The organism is Streptomyces sp. NPDC002795 (assembly GCF_042888725.1).
Classification (GTDB): domain Bacteria; phylum Actinomycetota; class Actinomycetes; order Streptomycetales; family Streptomycetaceae; genus Streptomyces.
In genome coordinates, this window is sequence record NZ_JBIAQB010000003.1 from 504,083 (window position 1) to 530,942 (window position 26,860).

Here is a 26,860-nt window from a genome sequence, read left to right on the forward strand (position 1 = left end):
GATTTGCGGAGGCGGTGCAAACCCCCGGCCGCGCTCACACGAACGCGTCCACCAGCATGAACGCCGCCGTCGCGAGCAGCAGGACCGCGAACGTGCGCTGCAATGCCGGTCCCGGCAGCCTGGCCGCGAGGCGCCTGGCGTCCCACGCCCCGAGGATCGCGGCGCCGACGAAGGGGCCGAGCACCGCGGGATCGACGGAGACGCCCTCGGTCGTCAGACGGGTGGTGAGGGACACCAGCGAGTTGAGCAGGGTGACGACGAGGCTGGTGCCGACGGCCGTCCGCATCGGCAGCCGCAGCACGGACACCAGAGTGGGTACGGCCAGGAATCCACCGCCCACCCCAAGGAGACCGGTCACCGCGCCGAGCCCGGCCCCGGCCCCGGCGGTCCGCGCCGCCACCAATGGCGGTGGTCCGGTGCTCGTCGGCGTCGCGTCGACGCAGGCGCGTGTGCCGCGCAACATCGCCGCGGCGGCCACCGCGGCCAGTACGGCGAACGCGCCGGTCAGCAGGTTCTGCGGGAGGCGGTGCGCGAGCATCGACGCCCCGACGGTGGGCACCGCGCCGACCGCGGCGAACAGGACGCCGGTCCGCCCGCGGACGGTCCCGGTGCCCACGTGGCGGGCGAGCGCGGTGGCGGAGGTGATGGTGACGATGAGCAGGCTGGCGGTGCCCGCGTCGGCCGGGTCGACACCCAGGAGGTAGACGAGGGCCGGGACCGCGAGCACGCCACCGCCGCCGCCGAGCCCGCCGAGGGCCAGGCCGACGACGGCGCCGCAGAGTACGGCGAGGATCAGGACGTTCACGCGGGGATGCCGCCCCCGCAGGCCGGATGCTCGACCGGGCCGCGCCACGCGGCGAAGCCACCACGCAGATCGTCGGCGTCGAAGCCGCGGGCCCGGAGCACGGAGGCGGCCACGGACGAGCGGTTGCCGCTGGCGCACATCACGATGAGTGGCTGGTGCTGATGTGGCGTCAACTCAGCGACACGGGCGAGGAGTTCGGGCAGGGGGATCGTGTGGGCGCCGGGGAGGGTGCCGGTGTCCTGGATCTCGCCGGGGGCGCGTACGTCCAGCGAAGTGAAGGGGCGGGTGTCGTCGGTGAGGCGGGCGGCGAGGGCCGTCGCTTCCACGCGTGGCGTCGACGTTATGTGCTCGGCCCGCAGGGTGTCGGCGGGCAGGGCGCCGATGACCCGGTCGTAGCCGATGCGGGCGAGGCGGTTGCGGGCCTCGCGGGCGGTGGCGGGGTCCCCGCACAGGACGAGGTCGGCCCCGGCCGGGAGCACCTCGCCGCAGAGTTCGGCGAACCGGCCGCCGAGCGGGACGTTGACCGATCCGGGCAGATGGGCGGCGGCGAAGGGGGCCGGGGCCCGTGTGTCGAGGACGGTCGCGCCGGCGGCGACGGCCTGCCGTACGGCGTCCGGGGTGAGGGGAGGGACGGGGGAGTCCTCGTCGAGCACCGGGCGGGCCTCGCGGTTGCGCGCCGACGTGAACGAGAAGTAGGCGGGCGCCACGGACTGGCCGGAGGTCACGACCTCGACGAAGGCGTCCTCGGACATGTCGGCCAGGGCGTAGTTGGTGCGGCGCTGGGTGCCGAGGGTGCAACTCAGTTCGGTCGACAGGTTCTTGCCGCAGGCCGAGCCGGCCCCGTGCGCGGGGAAGACGCGCGTTTCGTCGGGGAGGGGGAGCAGGCGCTCGCGGGTGGAGCGGTACAGGGCGCGGGCCATCTCCTGGGCGGACCGGCCGCGTGCGTTGACCAGATCGGGGCGGCCGACGTCGCCGATGAACAGCGTGTCGCCGGTGAGGACGCCGTAGGGGACGGGGTCGCCGGCGTGCTCGCGTACGACGACGCAGACCGACTCCGGGGTGTGGCCGGGTGTGTGCAGGATCTCCAGGTCGACCTCCCCGAGGCGGAGGTGTCGGCCGTCGGCGAGGGGGTCGGTATCGAAGTCGACGTCGGCGGCGGAGCCGTACGAGATGGGTGCGCCGGTGCGCTCGGCCAGTTCCAGGTGACCGGAGAGGAAGTCGGCGTGGACGTGGGTCTCGACGACGCGCTCGATGGTGAGGCCGTGGTGTGCGGCGGTGGCGAGGTACTCGTTGACATCACGCTGGGGGTCGACCACGACGGCGCGGCCCGTGGTGCGGTCGCCGATGAGGTACGAGGCGTGCGAGAGGCAGTCGAGGTAGAACTGCACGAATATCAGCGGGCGGCCGGTGTCGTCGTGGGTGACTGGCTCCTTGGGCATGCGGGACTCCTGGGGCGTGAAGCTGCTGGTGGGTCGGGGTGGCGTGCGGGTCACGCGAGGCCGCGGAGCATGAGGTTCCAGTACAGGAACGGCAGACCGTGCCGCTTGAGGTACCACATGTCGGTGCGCTCGCGGACGGTGTCGATCAGCGGGATCGACGGGGCGGGGCGGCCGCTGTAGTCGAACTCGGCGAGCAGCATCTTGTCGCGGGCCGTGGTCAGCGGGCACGAGGAGTAGCCGTTGTAGACGGCGAGCGGCTCCTGGCCGTGCATCGTCGCGAGCAGGTTCTCGACGACCACGGGTGCCTGTTGCCGCACGGCGGCTCCGGTCTTGGAGTTCGGCGAGGAGCCCGCGTCGCCGAGAGCCCAGACGTTGGGGTACCGGACGTGCCGCATCGTGTACTTGTCGATCTCGACGTAGCCGGCCGGGGCGGCGGCGTCCGCGAGCGGGCTGCGCTTGATCCAGTCCGGGGCGCTCTGCGGGGGTACGAGATGAGCCATGTCGTACGGGAGGGTCGTCTTCAGGCCCGTGCCGATGTCACTGACGACGACCTCGCGCGCCTCGGGGCGGACCTCGGTGACCTCGCTGCCGTAGTGGACGTGGATGCCGTACCGGCGGGCCACGCCCTCCAGCACCCGCGCGAACTCCGGGACACCGAAGATGGTGTCCGTCGGGAGCACCAGATGGATGTCCATCCGGCCGAGAACACCTTCCCGGCGCCAGTGGTCGGCGGCGAGGTAGGCGATCTTCTGCGGGGCGCCGCCGCACTTGATGGCTCCGGGCGGCATGCTGAACACGGCGCTGCCGGAGCGGGTCTCGCGGATGAAACGCCAGGTCGCGGGCGCGGTGTGCGGCAGATAGTTGCTGGAGAGCCCGTCCTGGCCGAGTCCGGCCTTCAGGCCGGGCACGCCGTCCCAGTCCAGCTGGATGCCGGCGCAGACCACGAGATGGTCGTACGTCACGACACCGCCGTCGTCCAGGGTCACCTCCTGGGCCTCCGGGTCGACGGCGACCGCGGCGCGCCGGATCCACCGGACCCCCTTCGGCATCACGGACCTCTGCGGCCGAACGCTCTCCTTCAGCGGCGCCCGTCCGCCGCCGACCAGCGTCCACAGCGGCTGGTAGTAGTGCCGCTCGCTCGGGTCGAGTACCGCGACGTCCCGCTCACCGGCACGCCGGAGCCGCGCCGCGACCGAAATGCCGGCCGTGCCGCCTCCCACGATCACCGTCCGGTGGTGCTGTGTGGTCACCAAGGGAATCCCTCCCACGAATGTACGTACATCTACGCTAGGTCGCGTGTCCGTGGAAGTACAAGTGGCCGCCGGGATTCTGGCGCAAGATGTACGTACATTTATGGTGGGTTCGGTGCTGGCGATGCCCGCGGTCGGTACGGTCGGCCTGACGTTCGTGGCACACGGCGGACCACGCCGCACCTTCGCCAGGGGCGGCCGCGCGTGTGGGCCCGCGGTGGATTTCTTGCCGGGGTGTCAGGACTCCCCGGCCACCCACCCCCGCAGTGCCCCGTAGTACGCCCGCGTCAGGCGGCGCACCACCGTCTCCTCGGCCAGGTCCGTGGCGAGGAGGTCGAGGATGTCGCGGGGGTCGAACATGATGTTGTACAGGAACAGTGCGTGGTCGAAGTGCTCATCGGCCAGGTCCAGTTGGCGCAGCACGGCCCGGATCGGCCGCTCCCAGATGTCACGGACCGCGGTGATCACCTCGTCCTGCGCATGCAGTCGGGCCAGGAAGCCCTGCCGTGAGCGGACCTGGACGGTCGCCGCGCCGTGCCTGCGGACGAGGCGGACCCGCTCGGCCGCGACGGCCTCGAAGAGGGCGGTGCCGGTTCTGGGGCAGTCGTGGCTGAAGTTCCGGAGTTCGACGATGGTGCTGTAGACGTAGGCGGAGATCAGCTCTTCAAGGGTGGAGAAGTAGCGATAGGCCGTGGCCGTGGAGAGGCCGGCCCGCCGGGCGACGAGCGGCATGGACACCGAGGCGGGCTCGGACTCGAGGATGGCGCCCACCGCGTCGAGCAGCTTGTTGCGGTTGCGGACGGCGTCCTGGCGCGGTCCACGGTTGCGCGCCGCCGGTCGGCCGGTGCTGGTCACAGTGGCCTCCGAGGTCCATCCGTACTCACTGATCCATGAGATTCGAGTCTTACTTTCCGGCAGGGTATCTCAACTCGGTATCTGAACTGTTGTGTGTTCAAGGTGGTTCAAGGTCTTGACGGGCGGAGCGGCATGCCTTCAACTCGGTCACTAACTGAGACTGATGTCGCAGTTAGTGTCCATCGTGGAGGAGACCGATGTGAAGAGAGCCCAGCTCATGCGTCCGGCCCTCACGGCCGTGGCGCTCGCCCTCACCCTCACGGCCTGCGGCGCCGACCCGGCGGCGCGCAACATCGCCGACTCCCACCCGCTCCACCGGCTGCTGCCCGAGCACATCCGGCAGTCGGGGAAGCTCAAGATCGGCGGCAGTACGAACGTCGCTCCGTACCTGTACCGGGACGGCTCCGAAATCACCGGATTCGAGAAGGAGTTGATGGACGCGCTGGGCGAAGAGCTCGGCGTGGAGATCGAGTTCTACGACGCGGGATTCACCGCGCTCGTGCCGGGCCTGCAGTCCGGGAAGCTCGACGTGGCGATGGGGGACTTCACCGACACCAAGGAGCGGCAGCGGGCCGTGACCTTCGTCGACTACACGACCTCGTACCAGACCCTGTTCGTGCAGAAGGGGAATCCGAAACGGCTGAAGACCGCGGACGATCTGTGCGGCACCACGGCCGCCGCCACCGTCGGCAGCCTGTCCGGCGAGCTCGCCGCCCAGCAGGACACCGACTGCAGGAAGGCGGGCCGGTCCGGCGTGAAGCTCATCGAGATGGACAACGCCGCCGCCACGATGATGCAAGTGCGCACCGGGCGGGCCGACTCCGTGGTCATCGACTACGTCATCGGGCGGCATGTGGCCGAGAACAGCGACGCGGGCGACGTGGCGGGATCCCCCTTCTACGAACAGTTCCACGGCGCGGCCGTACGCAAGGACAACGCCCCCCTTCGCAAGGCGCTCGCCGCCGCATTCGAGGAGATCATGCGCAACGGAAGCTATGAACGGATCCTCAAGCACTGGGACATGGAGCAGCTGGCGATGGACGCTCCCCAGGTGAACGCGGCCACCTCATGAGCGCCCCGACCGTCCCGTCGCGCGCCCTCGACATCGAGGCCGCCGCCGCGCTGCCCGTCACCCCGGTCCGCAGGCCCTGGCAGTGGGCCGCGAGCGTGGTCGTCATCGCGCTGCTCGCCCTGCTCCTCGTATCGGTCGCGGGCAACTCCAACATGGGCTGGCCGGTCGTCGGCGACTACCTCTTCGACGCCGACATCCTGCACGGCATCGGCTGGACCGTGCTCCTCACCGTGGTGTGCATGGTGCTCGCCGTCGTCATCGGCGTCGTGGTCGCCGTGCTGCGGACATCGGGCAACCGCGCCCTGGCCGCGGCCGCCTCGCTGTTCGTGTGGTTCTTCCGCGGGACGCCGCTCCTCGTCCAGCTCATCTTCTGGTTCAACCTGGCGCTCGTCTTCCCCGAGTTGGGCCCCGCGATGTTCTTCGGGCAGGGCGCCGGCGGCATCGACACCAACGACGCCATCGACTGGTTCACCGCGGCCCTCCTCGCCTTCGGCCTGCACGAGGGTGCCTACATGGCGGAGATCGTGCGCGGCGGCTTCCTCGCCGTGGACCGCGGTCAGATCGAGGCCGCCGAATCCATCGGCATGACGAACGGTCAGCTGCTGCGGCGCGTGCTGCTGCCGCAGGCGCTGCGGGTGATCGTGCCGCCGTCGGTGAACCAGTTCGTCAACCTCTTCAAGGCCACGTCCCTGGTGGCCTTCGTGGCCGGACTCGACCTGCTCTCCGCCGTCCAGCACATCTACGCCACCAACTACGAGGTCGTCCCGCTCCTGATCGTCGCGAGCCTGTGGTACCTGGCACTCGTCTCCCTGGCCACACTCGGCCAGCACGTGCTGGAGAAACGGCTCAACCAGGGCTACGGGCACGCGCGCGTACAGATACGCAAGAACGCGAAGGAGGCCGCCGCATGACCGCCACCGTCACCGGCACCGCCATGGTGCAGGCCCGCGGGCTCACCAAGTCGTACGGCTCGCTGACCGTCCTCGACGGCCTCGACTTCGATGTCGACCGCGGTGAAGTGATCTGCCTGCTCGGCCCGTCCGGGTCCGGCAAGAGCACCCTGCTGCGCTGCCTCAACCGGCTGGAGAAGCCGGACGCGGGAGTCGTCGGTGTCGACGGGGAGATCATGGGCTACCGACGTGAGCCCGACCGCCTGCAGGAGCTGCGCGGCAGCCAACTCGCCCGCCAGCGCGCTGATATCGGCATGGTCTTCCAGCGCTTCAACCTCTTCCCGCATCGCACGAGTCTCGAGAACGTCGTCGAGGGACCGTTGCTCGTACGCAAGGAACCACGGGAAGCCGCCCTCGCACACGCCCGGCAGCTGCTCGCGCGCGTGGGTCTCGCCGACAAGGTCGACGCGTACCCCAACCATCTCTCCGGCGGCCAGCAGCAACGCGTCGCCATCGCACGCGCGTTGGCGATGCGTCCGAAGCTGATGCTGTTCGACGAGCCCACCTCCGCCCTCGACCCCGAACTCGTCGGTGAGGTCCTCGCCGTGATGAGGGACCTCGCCCGCGACGGCATGACCATGATCGTGGTCACGCACGAGATGGGATTCGCCCGTGAGGTCGCCGACCGGGTCATCTTCATGGACGGCGGCAAGATCGTCGAACAGGGCCCGCCCGATGAGGTCATCGACCACCCGCGGGCCGAACGCACCCGCGCCTTCCTCGCCCGCATGAACTGACCGCGCCGACTTCAGCCCCGCCCTCCACGACACCTTGGAGCCACCCGTGTCCCGCACCACCCCCGAAGCGCGCCCCTTCTCCGCCCGGACCATGACGTTCGTACGCGAACAATTCGCCCACCTGGAACGGGACGTGCACGGCACGGACCGGCTCTTCTTCGAGAACTCGGGTGGCTCGCTGCGCCTGCGCGCCGCCGCCGAGCGCGCACTGGACATATCCCTCTCGCCCGACAGCAACTCCCGGCCCACACGCGTCGCCCGGGGCCTCGCCCGCGTACAGAAGCAGGGTGAGGAGGACCTGCTCGCCTTCTTCGGCGGTCACCGCGACGGGGCCCTGCTGCCCACCGCCACGGCGTCCCAGGCCATGTTCGCGCTCGTCCGCGTCATCACCGACCACGTCCCTGGCACGAACATCGTCACGACGGCCCTCGAACACCCCTCCTCCTACGACGCCTGCACGCTCCACGCCGAACGCACCGGTCAGGAGTTCCGCGTCGCGCCGGCCGACCAGGGGACCGGTGGCATCGACCCGCGAGCCGTCGCCGCGCTGGTCGACGCGGGCACCTCGTTGGTCTCCGTCATCGCCACCTCCAACATCACCGGAGCCGTCACCGACATCGCGGCGGTCGTGGCGGCGGTGCGGGCCAAGAATCCGGAGGTGTACGTGGTCACCGACGGCGTCCAGTACGCCCCGCACGGAATCATCGACGCACGGGCGTGGGGTGTCGACGCCGTGAACATCGCCCCGTACAAGATGTTCGGCGACCGCGGCAACGCCTTCACCTACCTCTCGCCCCGCCTCGCGGCCCTCCCGCACGACAAGCTCGCCGCCGCGGGCAGCGACACCTGGGCCGTCGGCAGCTCCGCCCCCGCCGTCTACGCCGGCTTCTCGGCCATCGTCGACTACCTCGCCGCGGTCGGTGACACCGCACCCGGCACCGACCGCCGCTCCGCGCTCGTCGCCGGAATGCGGGCCGTCCACGCTCACGAACAGGCCCTCCTGCGCACCCTCCTGGACGGCACGGACAACCAGGCAGGGCTGCGCCGACTGCCCGGCGTCCACGTCCACTTCGCGGACCGCGCCGCCACCCTGCCGCGCGACCTGATCGTGCCCCTCACCTTTGACGACCTGCCCTGCACCGAAGCCGTACGCGCCTACGAAGAACGCGGCGTCATCGTCTACGAGCGGGTGGCGAGCAGCCCGTACTCCGAGCGCATCCTGCGGGCGGTGGGCCTGGAGGGCGTCGTGCGCGTCTCCCCGCTGCACTGCCACACCTTGGAGGAGATCGAACGGTTCCTGAGGGTGACGCAGGAGATCGCGGAGAAGGGGCGCGCCGGGGAATAGTCCTTGCCGCCGCGCCGTCCTTGGGCTAGGCAGTGCATGACCGCGCGACCGACAGAGACGGGGACCGTGCCCATGCGAGTCAAAGCTCTCGATCATTTGGTGCTGAACGTGGCCGACGTGGAGACGTCGCTCGAGTTCTACAGCGGCCGGCTGGGGCTCGAGCCCGAGAGGGTGGAGGAGTGGCGGGCCGGGAAGGTGCCGTTCCCGTCCGTGCGGATCGACGGCAGTACGGTCATCGACCTGTTCGCCACCGCGCGGGTCGAGGCCAACGTCGATCACTTCTGCCTCGTCGTCGACCCCCTGGACTGGCAGGAGGTCATCGACTCGGGAGCGTTCGACGTCCTGGAGGGGCCGGTGCCGCGCTGGGGTGCGCGGGGGCAGGCGCAGTCCGTGTACGTCAGGGATCCGGACGGGAACACTGTCGAACTCCGCTGGTACCCGCAGGACGCCGAGGGCTGAGTGCGGGACCTGCGGGCTTCCTCACCGGTCCGTTGACTGGCTAGAACGGCCGTGCGACGGTGAGAGCGCGTTGCCCCTTTTACCTGCCCAGGCCCCGCGCGAGCACGGGCCGATTCGAGAATTGGGAAGCGGATACCGTGACGCTCGGACACGCCCACACCTCTCAGCCCGCCGACGCCTCGGCCGACAGCGGCCGCAGTCTCACTCCGGCACAACTCGAGGCCTACGAGAAGGAGTTCGCGGCCCGTCCCGCCAACCGGCTGATGCAGAACGCCGTGACGCAGACGACGGTGGACGACATCGCCCTGGACCGGCGGATCGTCACCGCCATCGACCATTCCGTCTCGCACCACCTGGACGACTGGAAGGTCACCAACCAGAAGCGCAGCGGCCGCTGTTGGATGTTCGCCGGACTCAACCTGCTGCGTGTCGGCGCCGCGGAGAAGCTCGGCGTGAAGGACTTCGAGTTCTCCCAGAACTACATGCTGTGGTGGGACAAGTTCGAGCGCGCGAACCACTTCCTCGAGAGCGTCATCGCCACCTCCGACCGCGATGTCGACGACCGTACGGTGGCACGCCTGCTCGGCGACCCGATCAGCGACGGCGGGCAGTGGAACATGTTCGTGGCGCTGGTCGCCAAGCACGGACTGGTGCCCAAGTCGGCGATGCCGGAGACCGAGAGCTCGTCGGCGACCGGGCCGATGAACCGCGCCCTGATGAGCCTGCTCCGGCAGGGCGCCCGCGATCTGCGCCGCGCGACGGCCGAGGGGGTGGAGGCGCAGCGCGCCCGTAAGGCGGAGGTGCTCGGCGCCGTCCACCGCGTGCTCAGCATCCACCTCGGCACACCACCGCGGAACTTCCTGTGGCAGTGGCGGGACAAGGACCAGGAGTTCCACCGCGACGGCTGGATGACACCGACCGAGTTCGCCGAGGCGTATGTGCGCATACCCCTCGACGAGTACGTCTGTCTTGTTCACGATCCGCGCGAGTCGAGCCCGGCCGGCCGCACCTTCACCGTCGAGCACCTGGGCAACATCGTCGAGGCCCCGCCCGTGGTCTACCTCAACGTGGACATCGACCTGCTCAAGCGCCTCAGCATGGAGGCCGTCGTGGGCGGCGAACCGGTCTGGTTCGGCTGCGACGTCGGCCGGCAGATGCGCCCCGACCTCGGCATCTGGGACGCCGAACTCTTCGACTACGAGGCCGTCTACGACGCGTCGTTCGAGCTCGACAAGGCGGACCGGCTCCTCCACCACGAGACGCAGATGACGCACGCGATGCTCTTCACCGGCGTCGACGTCGTGGACGGCGCGCCGCGCCGCTGGCGTGTCGAGAACAGCTGGGGCGAGGAGAAGGCAGACAAGGGCTTCTGGACCATGAACGACTCGTGGTTCGGCGAGTACGTCTTCGAGGTCGCCGTCCGCCGCTCCTCCCTCCCGCCGGAGCTCTCCGCCGCCCTCGACGAGCCGCCGATCGTGCTGCCGGCCTGGGACCCGATGGGGGCGCTGGCCGACTGATCCGGTCGTCAGGGGAGCACCGGCGAGTCCGGGGACATGACCACGGCCTCCGGGCCCGGGTGTGCGACATACGGCACCGGTGACGATGCCTTCGCTTCCCGCAGGACCGACGCTCCGCCACCGGTCAAGCCCGCCCGGCGCCCGGCATAGGGGAAATCCTTAACGGGTGCGAAGGAACTCTCGATATCGCGGGCCACCCGCCGCGCCCTACCGTGGCAGCCATGACACCCGTGACACGCAGGGCAGCGGTGGACCAACTCACCTCGAACCAACGATCGTTCCGTGACGCGATGGCGAACCTCTCCGCAGGCGTCAACATCGTCACCACGGACGGACCGCGCGGTCGCGCCGGCATCACGGTGAGCGCGGCCTGCTCCGTCACCGACGACCCGCCCACCATGCTCGTCTGCATCAACCAGTCCAGCCGCAGCCACGACCTGTTCACGGAGAACGGGCGGGTCTGCGTCAACGTCCTCGGCCCCGACCACGCCGACGTCGCCAAGGCCTTCGCCGGCGGCGAACCCGCCGAGGAACGCTTCGCGGCCTGCGGCGACGTATGGGACCACACGCTGGCCGACGTGCCGGTGCTCAAGGGCTCCGCCGCCTCGATCGTCGGGCGCGTCACCGGCACCGCCGAACGCGGTTCGCACACCGTGATGTTCATCGAGGCGGAGCGGGTGCTCGTCGGCGAGGACGGGGCGGGCGCGCTGGTCTACTTCCGTCGGCAGTTCCACGCGATCCCGACGTCACTGACCGCGTGACGGGCGCTGCCCGCGCACGCGTGGAGAGCTCCCCGTCGGCCCGCGTGCCGATGCGGCCGTGAGGGGCCCGCTCCGCGAGTGCGCGGCGGCGGAAATCGCGCGGCGTGCAGCCGTACGCCGTCTTGAACACCCGGCTGAAGCGGCGGCCGTCCAGCAGCCCCCAGCGCGCGGCGATCATGCCGATGGGCTGCCGCGCCGCCGCCGGACTCGCCAGATCCCGCGCGCACCGCTCCAGACGGCGCGTCCGGATCCAGCCCGCGACGGTGAGGTCCTCGGCGGCGAACAGCTTGAACAGACAGCGGCGGGAGATCCCGTGCGCCCCGGCGATCGAGTCCGGGGTGAGCCCCGGGTCCGGGAGGTGGCTGTCGATGTGCGCGCGGATCCGCAGCATCATCGCGTGCCCCGGCTCCGCGGGCGCCGCACGGTCGAGTCGCTCCGACACCAGCGCCGTCATCAGCGACGCCGCCCCGTCCGCGAGGCCGGCCGCCGCGGGCACCGCCTCGGGCCGCACCGGCAGCATCGCCCGCGGCACCAGCATCAGCACCGTGCGGAAGGCGGTGTCGTAGCGGAACGCGTATCACTCCCTCGGCCGAGCCGGCGTGCTGCCCCGCCGGCTCGCCCGCACCAACCGGCACGGGGCGCACTACGCGGCGAGCCTGGCGCAGACGGTGCTCGCCGCCGTCCTCGTCGTGCCGTTCGCCGTCGCCGGGGCCGACCCGGTGCCGGCGGCGTCAGTGTGCTCGCGCTGATGCTGCCCCACCTGCTCACCTCGGTGTCCGTGATCGTGTTCTTCCGCAGGACCCGGCTCGATGAAAGGATCTGGCACACCGTGCTCGCCCTGCTGTGCGGCGCGACGGTACTGGCGCTGCGCAACTTCACGACCCTGGTCTCCGCGTCCGGCAGCACGACGCTGGTCCTGGAGCCGACCGTGGTCCTCGGCCTCCTGCGGCCGGGCGGCGCGGAGGTGTGTACGTACGAAGGAAGCGAGGAACCATGACAGGTGAACCGGCGGCCGACCTCGTCTATGTGCTCGACGACGACGAGCAACTGTGCCTCTCCCTGGCCTGGTTGCTGGAGTCCGTGCACATCAGGACCGAGTGGTTCACCGACGCCGACGCCTTCCTCGACGCCTTCGACCCGGACCGCCCGGCCTGCCTCGTCCTCGACGTACGTATGCCGGGCATCGGCGGATTCCGCGTACAGGAACTCCTCAACGCCCGGGGCGCCGCACTGCCCATCGTGTTCGTGTCCGCGCACGGAGACATCCCCATGTCGGTGCGCGCGCTGCAGGCCGGAGCCGTCGACTTCCTGGAGAAGCCCTACGATCCTCAGCGGCTGCTGGACATCCTGCAGAACGCCCTGCGGGTAGCCGGCGAGCGCTACGCGCTCCGAGCCGAGCAGCGCTCCCTGAGCGAGCGGATCACCCATCTCAGCCCGCGCGAACGCGAGATCCTGCGCCAGGTCGTCGAGGGCGTCCCCAGCAAGGTGATCGCGCGCCAACTCGGCATCAGCCTGAAGACGGTCGACGCCCACCGTGCGCGCATCCGCGAGAAGACGGACGCCGACACCCTCGGCGCGCTCATCGGCGACATGATGCGCTGCGGCCTGCGCCCCGAAGAGGTGTGACACCCGATGCCCGCCACCGCCGACCTCGCCTGCCCCGACCTGGCCCGCCTCTTCGAGGTCATCGACCACTGCGTCCTGGTGCACGACGCACACACCAAGGACATCCTGTGGGCCAACCCCGCCGCGCGCACCGCGCTCGGCTTCACCCTCGACGAACTCAAGCCGCTCAAGGCCCCCGACATGAGCTCCAACGCGGCGCAGTACGCGCGGCACATCGGCGTCGCCTGGCTCCAGCGGGCCGCCGACGAGGGCCGCAGCCGCATCGAATGGTGCTACCGGTCGAAGTCCGGCACGGACATCCTCAGCGAGGCGCTCGCCGTGCGCGTGGAGCTGTCGTTCGGACCCGTCGTCATGGTGCAGTTCCGCGACATCGCCGAGGAGAAGGCCACACGGCGTGACCTGACCCGCACCGAGGCCCGGCTGCAGGCGTTCCTGCGCAACCTCGACGAGGGCATCGTCGTCCTCGACGACGACGGCCGGATCTCCTTCGCGGGCGAATCGGCCGGCATCCTGCTCGACCGGGACCCCGACGACCTGCTCGGCACGGACTTCACCGCGTTCCTCGCGGCCGACTCCGGAGCCGTCCTGCGCGACGTACTGAAGGACACCTCACGGGGAGGCCGGCCCACCGACGCCCGCTACCGCCTGTCGGTCTCCGACGGCGCGGGCGGCGGCCCCGACCGCTGGTTCGCGGCGCGCAGCCAGTACATCGACATCGAGAACGACCTGCGGGGCCTGCTCCTCCTCTTCCACGACATCACCGACACGGTGCACACCGAGGAGGAACACCGGCGCGACGCCCAGTACCTCAACCACCTCGCCCGCTACAACGCCATGGGTGACATGGCGATGGCCATCGCCCACGAGGTCAGCCAGCCCATCGCCGCCGCCCACAACTTCGTCGCGGGCGCCCTCGGCCGCATCGACGACACCCCCGAATCCGGGCCGCTGCGCTGGGGCCTGGACCACGCCACCCGCCAACTCGACCGCGCCTCCACGATCCTGTCGAGCCTGCGCGCCTACGTGGTGCGCCTGGAGGACGCGAAACGCTCCGTCGACCTGAACGAGATCGTCGCCGACTGCGCGTACTTCGTCGACGTAAGGGCCAGGGCACACCACATCGCCGTGCGATGGGAACGCACGACAGCGGACCTGCCCGTCAGCTGCGAGAAGGTGCTCATCGGGCAGGTCGTCATGAACCTCGCCTTCAACGCCCTGGAAGAGATAGCCCGTTGGCCCGACCGGCCCGGCGAGGTCACCATCGCCACCCGCAGGGGCGCCGACCACGCCGAGGTCGAGGTGCGCGACACCGGCGGCGGCCTGCCGACGCAGCAGGGCGGGCGGATCTTCGACGGGGTGTTCACCTCGAAGGGCAACGGCCACGGCATCGGCCTCGCCCTGAGCCATCGCATCATCACCCGCCACGGCGGCGAGATCGAGGCGTTCCCGAACTCCCCGCGCGGCACCGTCTTCCGGTTCAGGCTGCCGCTGCGGGGCACGGGCGCGTAAACGATCAGGGAAATCCCCTACGTTCCGCCAGCCATTCCCAATTGTTGGCGCACCGTGACCGCGCATAGCGTGATGGGTGCATCGAGTTCGAGCGATCAACTCGCAGGCCAGGCAGGGGAATTACTCATGACGCAGACGCTGGATCCGCTCTCGACCTCCACCGACGCGGCCTTCGAGCACGTGCTGGACCTGGTGGCCGAGCGCAGGGCGGAATTCGAGACCGCGCGGCACGTGCCGCGCGACATGATCACCGAATTCAAGAAGGCGGGCCTCTACCGCGCCGGCGCGCCTCGGCGTTTCGGCGGTGAACCGCTGCCACCGGCCGCATTCCTGCGCCTGATCGAGCGGATATCGCGGGTCGACGGATCGGCCGGCTGGGTCGCGAGTTTCGGCTCCTCCCTGATCTACCTCGCGGCGCTGCCGCTGGAGACCCAGGAGCGGCTTTACGCGGACGGGCCCGATGTCGCCTTCGCCGGCGGCCTCTTCCCCGTCCAGAGCGCCGAACAGGTCGACGGCGGCTACCGGGTCTCCGGCCGCTGGAAGTTCGCGAGCGGCTGCAAGGGCGCCGACGTCCTCGGCGTCGGCATCAAGGTGGGCGAGGACCGGGCGGGCCGGCCGCGCACCGCGGTGCTGCGCCCCGAGGACGTCGAGATCGTCGAGAACTGGGACGTCATCGGGATGCGCGGCACCGGCAGCCACGACCTCGCCGTCGACGGGGTCGTCGTGCCCGAGGAGTGGACCTTCGTCCGCGGCGGCGAGCCGACCGTCGACGAACCGCTGTACCGCTACCCGGCCGTGCCGTACGCGGCGCAGGTCCTCGCCGTCGTCGGCCTCGGCGTGGCGCGGGCCGCGCTCGACCAGGTCATCACGGAGGGCGGACGCGCCAGTTACACCGGAGGGCCCGTCGCGGCCGACCGTGCCGCGTACCGGATCGCGGTGGGGCGGGCGGAGGCCCGGCTGCGTTCGGCCCGCGCCTTCTTCTACGAGATCACCGAAGAAGTGTGGGAGACCGTGCTGAGCGGCGATCCGGCCACCGCCCACCAGGCGAGCCTGCTGCGCCTCGCCTCCACCGCCCTCGCGCAGGAATCCTTCGACGTCGCCCGCGCCGCCTACCAGCTCGCGGGCATCCGGGCCATCGCGGACGGCAGCCCGATGCAGCGCTATCTGCGGGACGCCTCCGTCGTGCCGCAGCACGCGTTCCTGCAAGAGGGCCTGTACGACGGGGCGGGGGCGGTGCTCATGGGCGTCGACCCGTTCCCCGGCTATCTCTGAACCCCGTTATTTCTGAATCCTGTTCACGAAAGGTGTGACCCACATGTCCGCTTCCCCCCAGGCACCCCTGCGGACGCTGTTCTGCATCGGCGTCAACCAGAACTTCTTCGACCTGCCGACCGGCCAGGGCAAGGCGGTCTGGGACGGTTTCACCAGCATGCTCCGACAGCTGCACGAACTGCCGGGCGTCAATGTCATCGGCACCATCGACGACGACCAGCACATGGTCGGCCCCTCCGGCTCCTGGCCCTGGACCAGCTACGTCCTCGCCGACGTCGTGGACCAGCCGACCGTCGCCGCGGCCTGCAACCTCTTCCGTACCGTGCAGGTCGGCGAGCACGGCCTGTGGCGGTACATGAAGATCGAGGCCCGCGTCGGCCGTCCGCTCCCGGACGTGACGAAGTGAGCCCGGAGGGTGTGGGGGAGCGCTGGGAGGACGACACGCACCGCGTGGTCCTGGTCACCGGTGCGGCCGGCGGCCTCGGTGGCTGCATCGCCGCGCGCTTCTACGATCACGGGTACCGGGTCGCCCTGACCGACCTGGACGAGGACGCTGCCACCAAGGCGGCGGCCGAACTCGACCCCACCGGCGAGAACGCCATCGGCCTCGCCCTCGACGTCCGCGACAAGGACGCCTTCGCGCGCGCCCGCGACCGTCTCGTCGAACGGTGGGGCGCGGTGCACGTCCTCGTGAACAACGCCGGGCACTCCAAGGTCGAGTCACTCATGGACATCACCCCGGAGAGCTTCGCCGCCGTCGTGGAGACCAACATGCACGGCACCTTCTTCGGCTGCCAGGTGTTCGGTTCGTACTTCGCCGAGCGCGGCTACGGACGCATCGTCAACCTCGGCTCGCTCGCGGGCCAGAACGGCGGCACGGCGACCGGCGCCCACTACGCGGCGGCCAAGGGTGGCGTCGCCACCCTCACCAAGGTCTTCGCCCGGGACCTCGGCCCGCGCGGCGTCACGGTCAACGCCGTCTCGCCGGGCCCGCAGGACCTCCCGGTGGTGCGCCGCACCGTGGACCCGGAGAAGCTCGCGCAGATGGAGACGGTGATCCCGGTGGGCCGCCTCGGCCGCCCGCAGTTCATCGCCGACATGGTCGTCCTGCTCTCCGCCGAGCACGCCGACACGGTGACCGGCGCGTGCTGGGACGCCAACGGGGGGCTGTTCATGCGGTGATCACGGCAGCCGGGGGTCGACCGGGGCCACCGGGGCCCACAACCGGTCGGCCTCGCCCGCGGCCATGCTGTCCCGGTAGACATCGATCTTGTGGTCGATCATCTTCAGGTTCTCCCGGGTCTCCGCCAACTTGGCCAGCACCTCGGCGCGATGGGCCTCAAGCAGCGCCAGGCGCTCCGCCTCGTTGCCAGGACCGGCGGCGACCAGTTCCGCGTAGACGCGGATGCCGCGGATGGGCATGCCGGTGGCGCGCAGTTTGGCGCAGACGACGATCCACTTGAGGTCGAGCTCCCGGTACCGGCGGCGATTGGTACTGGTGCGGTCGACGGGGCTGACGACCAGGCCCGCCCGCTCGTAATAGCGCAAGGTGTGCACGCTGACCCCGGTGCGGCGGGCCGCCTCGGCGATGCTCACGCCTGCTGCGGGGATGGCTCCGTACGCGGATTCGGGCTTGATTTCGAGCACGCTCTCAATTCTAGCGTCGCGGTCATGAGTTCCTCCTTGCGCTCTCCCACGGCGGCGGTCGGCGACCCGGGCCCACGCCGCAAGTCCCTTGTCCTGGCGATCTGTTGCCTCAGCATCGTGGTCGTCGTGATGGACATCTCCATCGTCAACGTCGCGCTTCCCGCGATCCGCCGCGACCTGCACGCCTCCGAGTCCGGCCTGCAGTGGACGGTCGACGCCTACACCTTGGTGCTGGCCGCGTTCCTCGTCCTGGCCGGATCCACCGCCGACCGGTTCGGTCGCCGAAGGATCTTCATGTGCGGTCTGGCCGCGTTCGGCCTCGGCTCGCTGCTGTGCGGCCTCGCGCCGGGCATCGGCTGGCTCATCGCCGCGCGTGCCGTGCAGGCCGTCGGTGGCACGATGCTCAACCCTGTGGCCATGGCGATCGTCGCGAACACCTACACCGACGCCGCCGAACGGGCCCGCGCCATCGGCGTGTTCACCTCGATGTCGGGCCTCGCCCTCGCGCTCGGCCCGATCGTCGGCGGCGGTCTGGTCGACACGTTCGGCTGGCGGTCCGTCTTCTGGGTCAACGTCCCGATCGTGGCGGTGGCGATCGTGTGCTCCGCGCTGTACGTGCCCGAGTCCCGCGCCGGCCGCGCCCGCCGGTTCGACCCCGTCGGACAGGTGCTGATCGTCGTGGTCCTGGGCAGCGTCGTCTACGCGATCATCGAGTCCGGGGCGCTCGGCTGGACCTCTTGGCCCATCCTCGGGCTTCTCGCGCTCGCCGCGTTCGGCACGGCAGGCCTCATCGGATACGAACTGCGGTGCGGCGAGCCGCTGTTGGAGCTGCGCCTGTTCCGCAGCGTGCCGTTCAGCTCGGCGATCGTGACGGCGCTCCTGGCGCTGTGCGGGTTCGGCGCGTTCCTGTTCGTCACCACCCAGTACTTGCAGGACGTACGCGGTCTGCCGCCGGTCACGGCCGGACTCTGCCTGCTCCCGGTCGGCGTGCCGGTGCTCCTGGTGTCACGGCGCATCGGGCGCATGGTCGGTGCGCGCGGCCCCCGGCTCCCGTTGCTGATCGCCGGAGGCGCCCTGGCCCTCGGCGGCGGCCTGTCGCTGGGGCTCGGCCCGGACACCCCGCTGGTCGCGGTCCTCGCGGTCTACCTGTTGTTCGGTGTCTTCGTCGGCGCGGTCAACCCGCCCATCAGCAACTCGGCGATCTCCGGTATGCCGCGCTCGATGGCCGGTCTGGCCGGGGCGCTGGCCTCCACCGGACGGCAGGCCGGAACCACCTTGGGCGTGGCCGTCGCGGGCGCGGTGATGGGCCCGCATCTCGCGGGCGGCGGCGCGGAGTTCACCGGCGCCGCACACGGCGTGTGGTGGCTCGTCCTGGCGCTCGGCACGGGTGTCGCCGCCCTCGCCGTGATCGCCTCCAGCGCGTGGGCGCGCGGCACGGCCGTGCGGGTGGGGGCGGCGGCCGAGGCGCCGCACCCGTGAGCGGCCGCGCCCGGGCGTCAGCGTGCGCCGACCCCGTACACGCTCTGGTACCGCAGATACGCCGCGAGTCCCTCGGGACCCAGCTCGCTGCCCGTTCGGCCGCTGGCCTTCGCGCCGCCGAACGGGGCGACGGGGTCCGGCAGATAACCGTTCACACCGATCGTGCCGGCGCGCACGCGGCGGGCGACGGCCGCGCCGCGCTCCGGGGGTGCCGCCGAGCCCGAAGTCGGAGTCGTTGGCGATGCGGACGGCGTCCGCGGCGTCCTCGTAGGGGATGACGCACAGGACCGGGCCGAAGATCTCCTCGCGGGCCACGGTCCAGGAGTTGTCGACGTCGGCGAGGACGGTCGGCTCCAGGAACCAGCCGCGGTCGAGTCCGGCGGAGCGATGCCCTCCAAAGAGGCGGCGACCGCGTCGCTCCACTTGCCGTGCGGCGGACCGCTGATGGTCCGAAGGAGGGGCCGCGGACGCTGTGGACGCGCCGCGCGATCTCGCCGAGCTTGCCGGTAGTACCCCGGCCACGCCGAGGGCGGATACGTGCGCAGGTGCTCGCTCGCTGGGGTGCCTCGATCTCTTCCGGGGTCACGGACTGCTGGAACGCACCGGGTCTGCCGAGGCACCGTGGCGCGGGGAACAGCTCGGGAACGTCAGGTCACCGACGCCATCGCAGGGGAAGGTGTGGGGAACGCGTCCCGGGCAGGTGGGGTACGTGTTGTGCGGTCGCCGACAGTCTTTAACGATCGGACGACCTGGCCGGGCGCTCTTCTTCTGCAGCACCCGTCGGCCCGCTTGGGAATGCGCCCACTGCCTGGGCAGCGTCCCCTACCGCGGAACCGTCCACTGGAGCCACCCGACGGCTCCCACGATCGAGCACATGATGCCGGTGCCATGGGAAGCGGTCCCCCGCTGCCGCGAGAACATCCACTACGGCCTCGAACGCCGGGGCAGCCTGACGCTCTTCGCCGAGGTCGAGTGCTCGACGAAACTGGATGAGGGCCTGGCGTGCCGCAACGCCGCCAACCATGTCCCGCCCTTCAGCGACACCGACTACTGGACCGTCGAGCCGTGACCGAGCGGCAGTGCACCTCTACCGACGCCGGGAGGCGGCGGGCCCGGCCTGTCTGATCCGGCCCCGGGGAGGAGAGGTGCAACCTGCGGTGCTCCGGGCTGCACGGCCCGGAGCAGAGTTCAGGCGAGGTGGGCGGTGAGCAGGTTGGCGTCGAGGGGGCCCAGGTCGACGGTCCGGTCGGCGCGCGCGTAGCCGGTCAGCATGCGCTTCGTGGCGATCATGGACTCGTGGGAGCGGCGGCTCAGCGAGCGGGTCCAGGCGCTGACGGCGCGGTCGAGGTCTGCTTCGGGCACGGTTTCGTGCAGGAGGTCGATGCGGTGGGCTGTGGCGGCGTCGAACTCACGGCAGGTGAGCATGAGTTCGCGGATGCGGGAGAGCCCAACTTCGGTGATGAGGCGGCCGGTGGCGCCGCCCCATGCGGGCGGGAGGCCGAGGACGCCTTCGGGCATGCGGTAGCGGCTGGTGTCGGCGCCGACCCGGAGGTCGAAGTAGGAGACCAGGGCGAGGCCGGCGCCGGTGACCCGGCCGCTGAGGCGGGCGATGGTGATGGTGTCGGTGGTCTCCAGGGCCTGGCACAGCCGGTAGCCCTTGTCGACGATGCGGCGCAGGGCCGCCCCGGTCGGGTCGGCCTCGCGGGCGGCGGCGAACTCGGTGCGGTCCGCTCCCAGGCAGAAGTCTTCGGCTGTCGAGGACAGGACCAGGACCTTCACGTCGGTGCGCTCGGTGAGGCTGTCGAGCAGCTTCAGGAGGTCGTCGATGGCGGCGACGTCGAGTACGGCGTCGGTGCGGCCGGTGTGGAGGCGGGCGGTCAGGACGGGTCCGTCCTGGTCGATGTGGAGGGTCTTGTAGCCCTCGGAGGGCTGGGGGTCATCGGTCATGCGAGGGCGAGGTCCAGATTCAGGAGGCGGCGGAAGGCGACTCGGGGTGCCCAGAGTGGCGGACGAGTCAGGGTGAGGCGGGGTATGCGGCGGGTGAGGTGGGTGATGAGGGTCTGTGCCTCCATGCGGGCAAGGGGGGCGCCCAGGCAGTAATGGCTGCCGCCGCTGAATGCCAAGTGTCCCGGTGTGCGGCGAGGGTTGAAGAGGTGTGGGTCGCTGTGGCGGGCCGGGTCGTGGTGTGCGGCGCCGATCATGAGGTGGACCATCTCACCCTCGCGGACGTTCTGTCCGGCCAGCGCCATGTCGCTGGCGGCGACGCGACTGATCACGTGGGTGGGCGGGTCGAAGCGCAGGCTCTCTTCCACGGCGCCGGCGGCCAGTTCGGGAACCGCGGCGGTCGCGTCCCAGTGGTGTGGATGTTCGACGAGACGGAGGACGACCTGGGACAGGAGCGTCGCGGTGGTCTCCAGCGCAGCCAGCAGGACGAAGCGGCTCAGGTGGTAGACCTGCTGGTCGGCCTGGTCGCGGTCGCCTTCGATCGTGTCCCATGCGCGGATCCAGTGAGAGACGGGGTCGTCCCCCGGGTGGGCTCGGCGTGCGCGGACGAGGTCGGTGAAGTAGTCCCGCAGCTCGACGGTGGCGGCGTCGGATTGAGCGAGCTGGCTCGCACTCGGCAGCAGTTCCTGGGTGTGAACCTGGTCGTGGGTGAGCTCGCGCAGACGGGGCCAGTCGGCGCTGGGCAAGCCGAGCCAGCGACCGACGGTGGCGATGGGTAGTTCTTCACCGACCAGAGCGGTGAAGTCTGCGGGTTCTCCGTCGAGGAGGCGTTCGTGCAGCGCGTCCAGGAGTCGGTCGGTGGCGGCCGTGATGACCGGGCGGAGGCGTTCGATGGAGCTGCGGTCGAAGCCGCCGGCGGCACGGCGTACTCGGGTGTGCTCAGCGCCGTTGAGGGTGGGCAGCGTGTGGCTCATCTCCTGGGAGGAGGGAGCCATCCAGCGGGTCCCCTGCCCTTGCTTCTCGCGCCAGCGCCGGTCGGGCTCGATCCAGTTCCGGTCGCGCAGGACCTGGTCGCACTCGGCGAAGCCAGTGATCAGGTGGCCGCCCCAGGGAGCGGGGCTGACCGGTCCTGGGGCGGCGAGTTCGGCGTAGAACGGGAGAGGGTCGGATTGCCCCTGCGTGGTGCGCAGGCGCGAGAAAGTTCTGACGGTGGCGCGGCGAAGATCCTGCGGCAGTAAGGCGAGTCCCACTGTGCTCCTTCCCGAGCATCAGTCGGCATGAATACCCACAAGATCATTTGAGTATCCAATCACACTGCAGGAAAGTGGAGTTGCCTGCGTCACTCGCCCCTGACCCATGCCATGAATCCGCTGAACAGTCCCCCCTTGCGCTTTTTGCCCTGCCCGGGCTCGTCCGTGGCGCTGAACCCGGTCGAAACGGAGGCATGTGGTTCGGCCGCGGGCAGATTGGGTCCGGGTGTGGGCTGGTGTGCCACCGGGGCCGCGGGCTCGGGGGCGACGGGGGCCTTGGGTATGGTCCGCGGGGTGAAGTTGACGGGCAGCTGGCTCAGCGCGCGGCTCCACGGTGAGGGCACCCACTCCAGCGCTTCGAGCGGCTCCTCCAGCTCCACGTCGGGCAGCCGGTTGCGCAGCAGCTCGACCGCTGTCACCGCGATGAGCAGGGCGGGGTCCTTCGCCGGGCATGCGTGGGGGCCGGCCCCGAAGGCGAGATGGGCCTTGGAGTTCAGCCGCGCGCGGTGTTCGGTCAGCCCGGGGTCGGTGTTGGCTGCGGCGAACGAGATGAGGACCGGGTCGCCGGCGCGCAGCGTTCGCTCGCCGAGCTCGATGTCCACGGCCGGGTAGTGCCCGGCGTAGTTGGCGATCGGTGCGTACGACCACAGTGCCTGGGAGACGGCGTCCTCGACCGGAAGGCCGGTGGGCCAGTCCTTGCCGAGGTAGAGGGCGGCGCTGGTGCCGATGGCCGCGGAGAGTGGTGCGGTGCCGCCGGACAGTAGCGTGACGAGTTGGTGGAGGACGGCCTCGTCCGCCTCGGCCGGATCTTGGGTGACGAGCGCGTGCTGGCGGATCAGTTCGGTGGTGAGGTCCTCGCCCGGTCGGCGGTGCTTGAGCGCGATCAGCTCGGCGAGCGCCTGGTTGAGAGTCACGTCGGCGCCGGCGGTGCCCTCGAAGATGCCGGAGATTCCTCGGATGACCCGGTCGCCGATGTCGGGCGGGCAGCCGAACAGGTGGGAGAACACGAGCAGCGGCAGGGGGCCGGCGTATTCGGCCATGAGGTCGGCGCTGCCGTCCAGGTCCGAGCTGAAGCCGCTGATGAGGTAGTCGGCGGAGTCCTGGGTCTGGCGGATCAGGGCCCGCTCGTCGACGGTGGCCAGCGCGGCGGTGACCGCTTGACGCAGTTTCGCGTGGTCGGCGCCGTCGGAGAACAGGGCGTTGGGCCGGTAGGCCATCATCGGCAGGGCCGGGCTGTCGGCCGGCACCCGCCCCTCGTTCAGCGCGTTCCAGTGGCGTGAGTCCCGTGGGAAGGTCGCGGGGTTCTGCAAGATGTGCAGGGCGGCGTCGTAGCTCGTGACGAGCTCGACCTCGACGCCGGGGGCGATGTCGACAGGTGCGCTGGGGCCTTGTGCGCGCAGGTGTGCGTAGTAGGCCTCTGGGTTCGCCGCGAAGTCGGGCCCGTAGAGCGGGGTGTTGCCGCCTTGGGTGTGTGCGGGGCAGCCGGGCGGTATCGAGCGGGGGTCGGTCGGCTGGGGCATTCTGGCTCCTAGGCGGCGAGCTGGGTCATGAGGTGCTGCACGAGGGTGATCAGGGCCTCGGCGGAGGAGCGCTCGTCGCGCACGTCGCACCGCACGATCGGTGTCTGGGGCTCGAGGTTCAGTGCCTCGCGCACTTCCTTGAGCTCGTACTGGGCGTTGCCCTCGAAGGAGTTCACGCCGATCGTGTAGGTGAGGCCGAAGGACTCCACGAGGTCGAGGACGGCGAAGGACTCGTCGATACGGTCGGGGTCGACCAGGACCAGCGCGCCCAGTGCACCGCGTGAGAGGTCCTCCCACATTTCTGAGAATCGTTCCTGGCCGGGTGTGCCGAACAGGTAGAGGACCAACTCCTTGGAGAGGGTGAGTCGGCCGAAGTCCATCGCCACGGTGGTGGTCGTCTTGTTCGGTGTGCTCGAGAGGTCGTCGAGGCCGACGCTCGCCACGGTGATCTGCTCTTCGGTCCGCAGCGGCTTGATCTCCGAAAGGCTGCCGATGCATGTCGTTTTCCCCACGCCGAAGTGGCCGACGACGAGGATCTTCACTGCCTGGGTGACAGTTGGATCGAGGTACACGCTCACGCTCCGAATTTCTTCTGCAGGCCGGTGAGGACAGCGCTGACGACGTCCATGTCCACTTGTTCGCTGGCCGGGACCGGCTTGCGTACGACGAGCAGGCCGGCCTCAGCGAGTTGGGCCAGGAGGATGCGCACGACGCCGACCGGGAGCTGGGTGTGTCCGGCGACCTCGGCGACGGACAGGAACCCTTCAGCGACCAGGTCCATGACAGTGCGGGCCTCTGGCGTCAGGGTGCGGAGGGCTGTCTCGGTCCCCTCGGCCGAGGTCACCATCGCGGTGTGTTCGTACTCGTGCTGCGGAGGCAGCGTCCGCCCGCCCGTGATCACAAAGAGTGGCACGAGGTCGGACGTCACCACGGGCCCCGGGTCGGTGGGCTCAGACATGGCCCGGCATCCTGCCGACCGCGGCGGCCATCTTGGGCTCCACCTCGTGCAGTCGGGCGGTCAGTTGCTCGATATTGCAGTCGTGGTCGGCAGAGGCCGCAACGAGGGCACCGTCTCCCGCCGCGATGAGGACGATCCACCCGTGCTGGAACTCGATGGCCGTCTGCCGCCACACCACGGTCGCGGCAGGGCCGGCGAACTGGCCGGCGGCCCGGCTGTTGGCGTGAATGGCCGTCATCGCCGCAGAGATCCTGTCGGCAAGATCGCGCGGCAGGCCCGTGGTGGCACCCCGCGGCAAGCCGTCTCCGCCCAGGAGCACTGCGTGGCGGGCGCCGTGCACTTCGGCGAGCGCGTGGTCGAGGTAGCTCAGCACCTCGGCGGTCTCCTCGCCGGGCGCCAACTCCTGTCGGCCGTGACGGCCGCTCTGGGGTGAGTCCACGCGCGGGGCAGAGGTCATGTTGTGTCCCAGCCGGGCGACCAGCCGGTGCATGCGGTAGCTGATCTGCTGCATGTCCACATCGGGCTCCGCGGCGGCCGCCAGGTAGGCGCCCTGCCCGGCACCGATCAGGAAGATCCATCCGTGCTCAAGCTCAATGATCGTCTGCGTCCACGCTGCGTTCGGTGCGCTCCCGACAAACGGCGCGGTGGCCCGGCTCAGTGCTTGGATCCCGGACATGGCCGTGGAGATGGTGCTCAGTTCTTTCTCGGTCAGGCCTTCGGTGGAAGCGCGGGGAAGTCCGTCGGCGGACAGCAGCACGGCATGGCGCGCTCCGATCACGTTCTTGACGATGTCATCGAGCATCCATGACAGGTCAGCGCTCACCGGTCATCAGACCCTTCATTCTGAGAGGCTTCGCCGGCGCGAGCTTCTTGGGTGCCGCGCTGGAACGCGCCGAGCCCCCGGCTTGACCCTCTGGGCCCGCTCTGCTTCGCGCCGTCCACCGGGCGGGGCACGGTGCTGGCGATTGGTCGTGTGGCTGGCGTCTGTCGGGAAGCACGCTTGGGCAGCCCGTTCGCGGTGTGCTCACGTGCCGCTTCGGACGGGCTTGGTCCCTGCGACACCAGAGCGGGCGCGGTGGGCTCGGCCGGCGCAGGCATGGCTGGCGTCGGTGCGGGCTTGGGGGCCGCCTCTTCCATGGTCCACAGCTCTTCGGGGAGCAGCACGACGGCCCGCACGCCGCCGTAGCGGGACACGCCGGTGACGTCGACCTTGAAGCCGTACTGACGGGCGATCAGGCTGATCACCGGGAAGCCGAACTTCGGTTGCGTGCCCAGCTGCTGCAGTCGCGGAGGTTCGTCGCCGGACAGCAAGGAAGTGGCCCGCTGGCGGTCTTCGTCGCTCATGCTCACGCCGGCGTCGTCGATGACGATGCAGAGGTTGCCCTGGACGCGTTGGAAGGTCACCTCGATCGGGGCGTCCTGCTGCGAGAAGCTCGCCGCGTTGTCCAGCAGTTCGGCGACGGCGAGGGCGACCGGGGCGACCGCGGATGCCTTGAGGGCCAGGCCGGTCTGCTGCATGATCGACACGCGCTGGAAGTTGCGGATCTGGCCCTGGGCGTTGCGTACTACGTCGTAGACGCTGGCGGGGCGGTTGCGGCGGCCCAGTGGCGCCCCACACATCACCGCGATGCCCTGGGCCTTCCGTGCCATCTGGGCATTCGCGTGGTGGACGTCGAGGAGGTCGTTGAGGACCTCGTGGCCGCCGTGCTTGCGCTGCACCTTGTCCAGGAGCGCGGTCTGTTCGGCAGCGAGGCTCTGCAGGAAGCTCGCCGCACCCTTGAGGACCGACTTAGTGCTGTCTTCTGCGGCCGCACGTGCCTCGGTGATCACGCTGTCGCGCTCGGTCGTGGCCCGGTTCAGCTCGGCCTGTTTCAGCCTGAGGGTCTCGTGGGCCTGGTTCAGCTTCTGGTTCAGCTCTGTCTCGCTCTGGCGTCTCTTCTCGGCCAGCGCTCGGCTGCGGGCAATGAGTACAACGACAGCGACGACGGATATCAGCGCAATTGCACCCAGGAACCACACAAGTGCGTGTGTCATGGCGCCTCTCTTGGCACGGGCAAGTAGAACAGGCGACCCGTACCCCCGTCCTCATCCCCCGGGCCATGTCAAGTCGGCACGCGGAATGAGTTGATCAAGATCGCCGCGGGGATGCTATCAGGGCTTCTCGCACTCAACCCGCCTGCCATTCCACTCTGTTGGAGAACACGGACCAGCCGCCTCCGCATCAGAAGTGTTCTCGCCACACCTAGATCAATTCCAGCCAGCACGCCCCTGCTTGCCGCCCGACACACTCCTCTATCTCAGGAAGCCGTGACGCCGATCCGCCCCTGCCGCGCGATCAGCCGCGCCAGCTCGAACTCGACGTCGCGAGAGGCCTCCATATCGGCCACGCGAGGCGCGATCTTCTCCTCGGCGAACGACCGCACCTCCGCCCGGAGCTCCTCATGACGTGCCGTCATGACATGGGC

At 70.2% G+C, this 26,860-nt stretch carries 31 protein-coding genes and 1 pseudogene; 16 read left to right on the forward strand and 16 right to left on the reverse strand.

Features of this window, described 5'->3' with window-relative positions; translation table 11 throughout:
* Positions 1-34 precede the first annotated feature (34 nt).
* From ACFYWS_RS11650 to ACFYWS_RS11665, 4 genes are all read right to left on the reverse strand, one after another.
* Positions 35-805 (reverse strand): sulfite exporter TauE/SafE family protein, encoded by a 771-nt coding sequence (locus ACFYWS_RS11650; protein ID WP_389273170.1) that lies wholly within the window; start codon positions 803-805, stop codon positions 35-37.
* Complete coding sequence (locus ACFYWS_RS11655) at positions 802-2,244, reverse strand: rhodanese-like domain-containing protein (RefSeq protein WP_389273172.1); 1,443 nt, start codon at positions 2,242-2,244, stop codon at positions 802-804. The genes ACFYWS_RS11650 and ACFYWS_RS11655 overlap by 4 nt, the downstream gene beginning before the upstream one ends.
* A 50-nt stretch (positions 2,245-2,294) precedes the next feature.
* Complete coding sequence (locus ACFYWS_RS11660; protein ID WP_389273175.1) at positions 2,295-3,497, reverse strand: FAD-dependent oxidoreductase; 1,203 nt, start codon at positions 3,495-3,497, stop codon at positions 2,295-2,297.
* Positions 3,498-3,731: 234 nt separating this feature from the next.
* A complete protein-coding gene (locus ACFYWS_RS11665) occupies positions 3,732-4,349 on the reverse strand; it encodes a TetR/AcrR family transcriptional regulator (protein ID WP_389273178.1) in 618 nt (205 codons plus the stop codon).
* 163 nt (positions 4,350-4,512) lie between these two features.
* On the opposite strand from ACFYWS_RS11665, the gene ACFYWS_RS11670 reads away from it, so the two are divergent.
* From ACFYWS_RS11670 to ACFYWS_RS11700, 7 genes are all read left to right on the forward strand, one after another.
* Positions 4,513-5,421 (forward strand): ABC transporter substrate-binding protein, encoded by a 909-nt coding sequence (locus ACFYWS_RS11670; RefSeq protein ID WP_389273181.1) that lies wholly within the window; start codon positions 4,513-4,515, stop codon positions 5,419-5,421.
* Positions 5,418-6,332 carry an amino acid ABC transporter permease gene (locus tag ACFYWS_RS11675; RefSeq protein WP_389273184.1) on the forward strand — a complete coding sequence of 305 codons (915 nt, stop codon included), beginning with the start codon at positions 5,418-5,420 and terminating at the stop codon, positions 6,330-6,332. Before ACFYWS_RS11670 ends, ACFYWS_RS11675 begins: the two co-directional genes overlap by 4 nt.
* Positions 6,329-7,108 carry an amino acid ABC transporter ATP-binding protein gene (locus tag ACFYWS_RS11680; protein WP_389273187.1) on the forward strand — a complete coding sequence of 260 codons (780 nt, stop codon included), beginning with the start codon at positions 6,329-6,331 and terminating at the stop codon, positions 7,106-7,108. The genes ACFYWS_RS11675 and ACFYWS_RS11680 overlap by 4 nt, the downstream gene beginning before the upstream one ends.
* 46 nt (positions 7,109-7,154) lie before the next feature.
* Positions 7,155-8,453 (forward strand): aminotransferase class V-fold PLP-dependent enzyme, encoded by a 1,299-nt coding sequence (locus tag ACFYWS_RS11685; RefSeq protein WP_389273190.1) that lies wholly within the window; start codon positions 7,155-7,157, stop codon positions 8,451-8,453.
* A gap of 72 nt (positions 8,454-8,525) precedes the next feature.
* Positions 8,526-8,912 carry a VOC family protein gene (locus ACFYWS_RS11690; RefSeq protein ID WP_389273192.1) on the forward strand — a complete coding sequence of 129 codons (387 nt, stop codon included), beginning with the start codon at positions 8,526-8,528 and terminating at the stop codon, positions 8,910-8,912.
* 137 nt (positions 8,913-9,049) lie between these two features.
* Positions 9,050-10,429, forward strand: a complete 1,380-nt coding sequence (locus tag ACFYWS_RS11695; RefSeq protein ID WP_389273193.1) for an aminopeptidase C — start codon at positions 9,050-9,052, stop codon at positions 10,427-10,429.
* A 221-nt stretch (positions 10,430-10,650) separates the two neighbouring features.
* Complete coding sequence (locus tag ACFYWS_RS11700; RefSeq protein WP_389273195.1) at positions 10,651-11,190, forward strand: flavin reductase; 540 nt, start codon at positions 10,651-10,653, stop codon at positions 11,188-11,190.
* On the opposite strand, the gene ACFYWS_RS11705 is transcribed toward ACFYWS_RS11700, so the two are convergent.
* On the reverse strand, positions 11,090-11,728 hold the full coding sequence (locus ACFYWS_RS11705; protein WP_389273198.1) for a helix-turn-helix domain-containing protein: 639 nt from the start codon (positions 11,726-11,728) through the stop codon (positions 11,090-11,092). The genes ACFYWS_RS11700 and ACFYWS_RS11705 overlap by 101 nt on opposite strands.
* Before the next feature lie 61 nt (positions 11,729-11,789).
* Here ACFYWS_RS11705 and ACFYWS_RS11710 point away from each other — a divergent pair, with 61 nt between their 5' ends.
* The 7 genes from ACFYWS_RS11710 to ACFYWS_RS11740 all read left to right on the forward strand — a co-directional run bounded on the left by ACFYWS_RS11710 (position 11,790) and on the right by ACFYWS_RS11740 (position 16,779).
* Positions 11,790-11,939, forward strand: coding sequence for a hypothetical protein (locus tag ACFYWS_RS11710; RefSeq protein ID WP_389273201.1), 150 nt, complete (start codon positions 11,790-11,792; stop codon positions 11,937-11,939).
* On the forward strand, positions 11,939-12,187 hold the full coding sequence (locus ACFYWS_RS11715; RefSeq protein ID WP_389273203.1) for a hypothetical protein: 249 nt from the start codon (positions 11,939-11,941) through the stop codon (positions 12,185-12,187). The genes ACFYWS_RS11710 and ACFYWS_RS11715 overlap by 1 nt, the downstream gene beginning before the upstream one ends.
* Positions 12,184-12,816 (forward strand): response regulator transcription factor, encoded by a 633-nt coding sequence (locus ACFYWS_RS11720; RefSeq protein WP_389273206.1) that lies wholly within the window; start codon positions 12,184-12,186, stop codon positions 12,814-12,816. Before ACFYWS_RS11715 ends, ACFYWS_RS11720 begins: the two co-directional genes overlap by 4 nt.
* 6 nt (positions 12,817-12,822) lie before the next feature.
* Positions 12,823-14,325, forward strand: a complete 1,503-nt coding sequence (locus ACFYWS_RS11725) for an ATP-binding protein (RefSeq protein ID WP_389273209.1) — start codon at positions 12,823-12,825, stop codon at positions 14,323-14,325.
* Between the two features lie 126 nt (positions 14,326-14,451).
* On the forward strand, positions 14,452-15,597 hold the full coding sequence (locus ACFYWS_RS11730) for an acyl-CoA dehydrogenase family protein (protein WP_389273212.1): 1,146 nt from the start codon (positions 14,452-14,454) through the stop codon (positions 15,595-15,597).
* A gap of 43 nt (positions 15,598-15,640) precedes the next feature.
* Complete coding sequence (locus ACFYWS_RS11735) at positions 15,641-16,003, forward strand: hypothetical protein (RefSeq protein WP_389273215.1); 363 nt, start codon at positions 15,641-15,643, stop codon at positions 16,001-16,003.
* Positions 16,000-16,779, forward strand: a complete 780-nt coding sequence (locus ACFYWS_RS11740; RefSeq protein ID WP_389273218.1) for an SDR family NAD(P)-dependent oxidoreductase — start codon at positions 16,000-16,002, stop codon at positions 16,777-16,779. The genes ACFYWS_RS11735 and ACFYWS_RS11740 overlap by 4 nt, the downstream gene beginning before the upstream one ends.
* On the opposite strand, the gene ACFYWS_RS11745 is transcribed toward ACFYWS_RS11740, so the two are convergent.
* Positions 16,780-17,244 carry a MerR family transcriptional regulator gene (locus ACFYWS_RS11745; RefSeq protein WP_389273220.1) on the reverse strand — a complete coding sequence of 155 codons (465 nt, stop codon included), beginning with the start codon at positions 17,242-17,244 and terminating at the stop codon, positions 16,780-16,782.
* A gap of 24 nt (positions 17,245-17,268) precedes the next feature.
* Here ACFYWS_RS11745 and ACFYWS_RS11750 point away from each other — a divergent pair, with 24 nt between their 5' ends.
* A complete protein-coding gene (locus tag ACFYWS_RS11750; protein WP_389273223.1) occupies positions 17,269-18,723 on the forward strand; it encodes a DHA2 family efflux MFS transporter permease subunit in 1,455 nt (484 codons plus the stop codon).
* 17 nt (positions 18,724-18,740) lie between these two features.
* Here ACFYWS_RS11750 and ACFYWS_RS11755 read toward each other — a convergent pair whose 3' ends face one another.
* Together ACFYWS_RS11755 and ACFYWS_RS11760 are read right to left on the reverse strand one after the other, a co-directional pair.
* Positions 18,741-18,899: an aldehyde dehydrogenase family protein gene (locus ACFYWS_RS11755; protein WP_389273226.1), complete on the reverse strand. Its 159-nt coding sequence runs from the start codon at positions 18,897-18,899 to the stop codon at positions 18,741-18,743.
* 94 nt (positions 18,900-18,993) lie between these two features.
* Positions 18,994-19,245 (reverse strand): annotated as a pseudogene (locus ACFYWS_RS11760) (aldehyde dehydrogenase family protein); the annotation flags it as partial.
* Positions 19,246-19,597: 352 nt separating this feature from the next.
* Between ACFYWS_RS11760 and ACFYWS_RS11765 the strand changes: the two are divergent.
* Positions 19,598-19,792, forward strand: coding sequence for a hypothetical protein (locus ACFYWS_RS11765; protein ID WP_389273229.1), 195 nt, complete (start codon positions 19,598-19,600; stop codon positions 19,790-19,792).
* Between the two features lie 119 nt (positions 19,793-19,911).
* Here ACFYWS_RS11765 and ACFYWS_RS11770 read toward each other — a convergent pair whose 3' ends face one another.
* The 8 genes from ACFYWS_RS11770 to ACFYWS_RS11805 form a co-directional block, all read right to left on the reverse strand.
* Complete coding sequence (locus tag ACFYWS_RS11770) at positions 19,912-20,670, reverse strand: enoyl-CoA hydratase/isomerase family protein (RefSeq protein ID WP_389273232.1); 759 nt, start codon at positions 20,668-20,670, stop codon at positions 19,912-19,914.
* Entirely contained in the window at positions 20,667-21,917 is a 1,251-nt protein-coding gene (locus ACFYWS_RS11775; protein ID WP_389273235.1) for a cytochrome P450, read from the reverse strand. The genes ACFYWS_RS11770 and ACFYWS_RS11775 overlap by 4 nt, the downstream gene beginning before the upstream one ends.
* Before the next feature lie 89 nt (positions 21,918-22,006).
* Positions 22,007-23,437 (reverse strand): cytochrome P450, encoded by a 1,431-nt coding sequence (locus ACFYWS_RS11780; protein WP_389273238.1) that lies wholly within the window; start codon positions 23,435-23,437, stop codon positions 22,007-22,009.
* Positions 23,438-23,445: 8 nt separating this feature from the next.
* Positions 23,446-24,009 carry an ATP/GTP-binding protein gene (locus tag ACFYWS_RS11785; protein ID WP_389274081.1) on the reverse strand — a complete coding sequence of 188 codons (564 nt, stop codon included), beginning with the start codon at positions 24,007-24,009 and terminating at the stop codon, positions 23,446-23,448.
* Between the two features lie 2 nt (positions 24,010-24,011).
* Positions 24,012-24,395: a DUF742 domain-containing protein gene (locus ACFYWS_RS11790; protein WP_389273241.1), complete on the reverse strand. Its 384-nt coding sequence runs from the start codon at positions 24,393-24,395 to the stop codon at positions 24,012-24,014.
* Positions 24,388-25,197, reverse strand: coding sequence for a roadblock/LC7 domain-containing protein (locus tag ACFYWS_RS11795; RefSeq protein ID WP_389274084.1), 810 nt, complete (start codon positions 25,195-25,197; stop codon positions 24,388-24,390). The genes ACFYWS_RS11790 and ACFYWS_RS11795 overlap by 8 nt, the downstream gene beginning before the upstream one ends.
* A 17-nt stretch (positions 25,198-25,214) precedes the next feature.
* On the reverse strand, positions 25,215-26,429 hold the full coding sequence (locus ACFYWS_RS11800; RefSeq protein ID WP_389273244.1) for an ATP-binding protein: 1,215 nt from the start codon (positions 26,427-26,429) through the stop codon (positions 25,215-25,217).
* A 263-nt stretch (positions 26,430-26,692) separates the two neighbouring features.
* Positions 26,693-26,851, reverse strand: coding sequence for an acyl-CoA dehydrogenase family protein (locus tag ACFYWS_RS11805; protein WP_389273247.1), 159 nt, complete (start codon positions 26,849-26,851; stop codon positions 26,693-26,695).
* Positions 26,852-26,860: the final 9 nt, after the last annotated feature.

What these genes read in the sequence shown, in the direction of transcription:
- ACFYWS_RS11655 (WP_389273172.1), bottom strand. Translation starts at nt 2,244, where the DNA reads ATGCCCAAGGAGCCAGTCACCCACGACGACACCGGCCGCCCGCTGATA.
- ACFYWS_RS11670 (WP_389273181.1), top strand. Translation starts at nt 4,513, where the DNA reads ATGTCGCAGTTAGTGTCCATCGTGGAGGAGACCGATGTGAAGAGAGCC.
- ACFYWS_RS11675 (WP_389273184.1), top strand. Translation starts at nt 5,418, where the DNA reads ATGAGCGCCCCGACCGTCCCGTCGCGCGCCCTCGACATCGAGGCCGCC.
- ACFYWS_RS11680 (WP_389273187.1), top strand. Translation starts at nt 6,329, where the DNA reads ATGACCGCCACCGTCACCGGCACCGCCATGGTGCAGGCCCGCGGGCTC.
- ACFYWS_RS11690 (WP_389273192.1), top strand. Translation starts at nt 8,526, where the DNA reads ATGCGAGTCAAAGCTCTCGATCATTTGGTGCTGAACGTGGCCGACGTG.
- ACFYWS_RS11700 (WP_389273195.1), top strand. Translation starts at nt 10,651, where the DNA reads ATGACACCCGTGACACGCAGGGCAGCGGTGGACCAACTCACCTCGAAC.
- ACFYWS_RS11705 (WP_389273198.1), bottom strand. Translation starts at nt 11,728, where the DNA reads ATGCTGGTGCCGCGGGCGATGCTGCCGGTGCGGCCCGAGGCGGTGCCC.
- ACFYWS_RS11715 (WP_389273203.1), top strand. Translation starts at nt 11,939, where the DNA reads ATGCTGCCCCACCTGCTCACCTCGGTGTCCGTGATCGTGTTCTTCCGC.
- ACFYWS_RS11720 (WP_389273206.1), top strand. Translation starts at nt 12,184, where the DNA reads ATGACAGGTGAACCGGCGGCCGACCTCGTCTATGTGCTCGACGACGAC.
- ACFYWS_RS11725 (WP_389273209.1), top strand. Translation starts at nt 12,823, where the DNA reads ATGCCCGCCACCGCCGACCTCGCCTGCCCCGACCTGGCCCGCCTCTTC.
- ACFYWS_RS11730 (WP_389273212.1), top strand. Translation starts at nt 14,452, where the DNA reads ATGACGCAGACGCTGGATCCGCTCTCGACCTCCACCGACGCGGCCTTC.
- ACFYWS_RS11735 (WP_389273215.1), top strand. Translation starts at nt 15,641, where the DNA reads ATGTCCGCTTCCCCCCAGGCACCCCTGCGGACGCTGTTCTGCATCGGC.
- ACFYWS_RS11750 (WP_389273223.1), top strand. Translation starts at nt 17,269, where the DNA reads ATGAGTTCCTCCTTGCGCTCTCCCACGGCGGCGGTCGGCGACCCGGGC.
- ACFYWS_RS11765 (WP_389273229.1), top strand. Translation starts at nt 19,598, where the DNA reads ATGATGCCGGTGCCATGGGAAGCGGTCCCCCGCTGCCGCGAGAACATC.
- ACFYWS_RS11770 (WP_389273232.1), bottom strand. Translation starts at nt 20,670, where the DNA reads ATGACCGATGACCCCCAGCCCTCCGAGGGCTACAAGACCCTCCACATC.
- ACFYWS_RS11780 (WP_389273238.1), bottom strand. Translation starts at nt 23,437, where the DNA reads ATGCCCCAGCCGACCGACCCCCGCTCGATACCGCCCGGCTGCCCCGCA.
- ACFYWS_RS11790 (WP_389273241.1), bottom strand. Translation starts at nt 24,395, where the DNA reads ATGTCTGAGCCCACCGACCCGGGGCCCGTGGTGACGTCCGACCTCGTG.
- ACFYWS_RS11795 (WP_389274084.1), bottom strand. Translation starts at nt 25,197, where the DNA reads ATGCTCGATGACATCGTCAAGAACGTGATCGGAGCGCGCCATGCCGTG.
- ACFYWS_RS11800 (WP_389273244.1), bottom strand. Translation starts at nt 26,429, where the DNA reads ATGACACACGCACTTGTGTGGTTCCTGGGTGCAATTGCGCTGATATCC.
- ACFYWS_RS11805 (WP_389273247.1), bottom strand. Translation starts at nt 26,851, where the DNA reads ATGACGGCACGTCATGAGGAGCTCCGGGCGGAGGTGCGGTCGTTCGCC.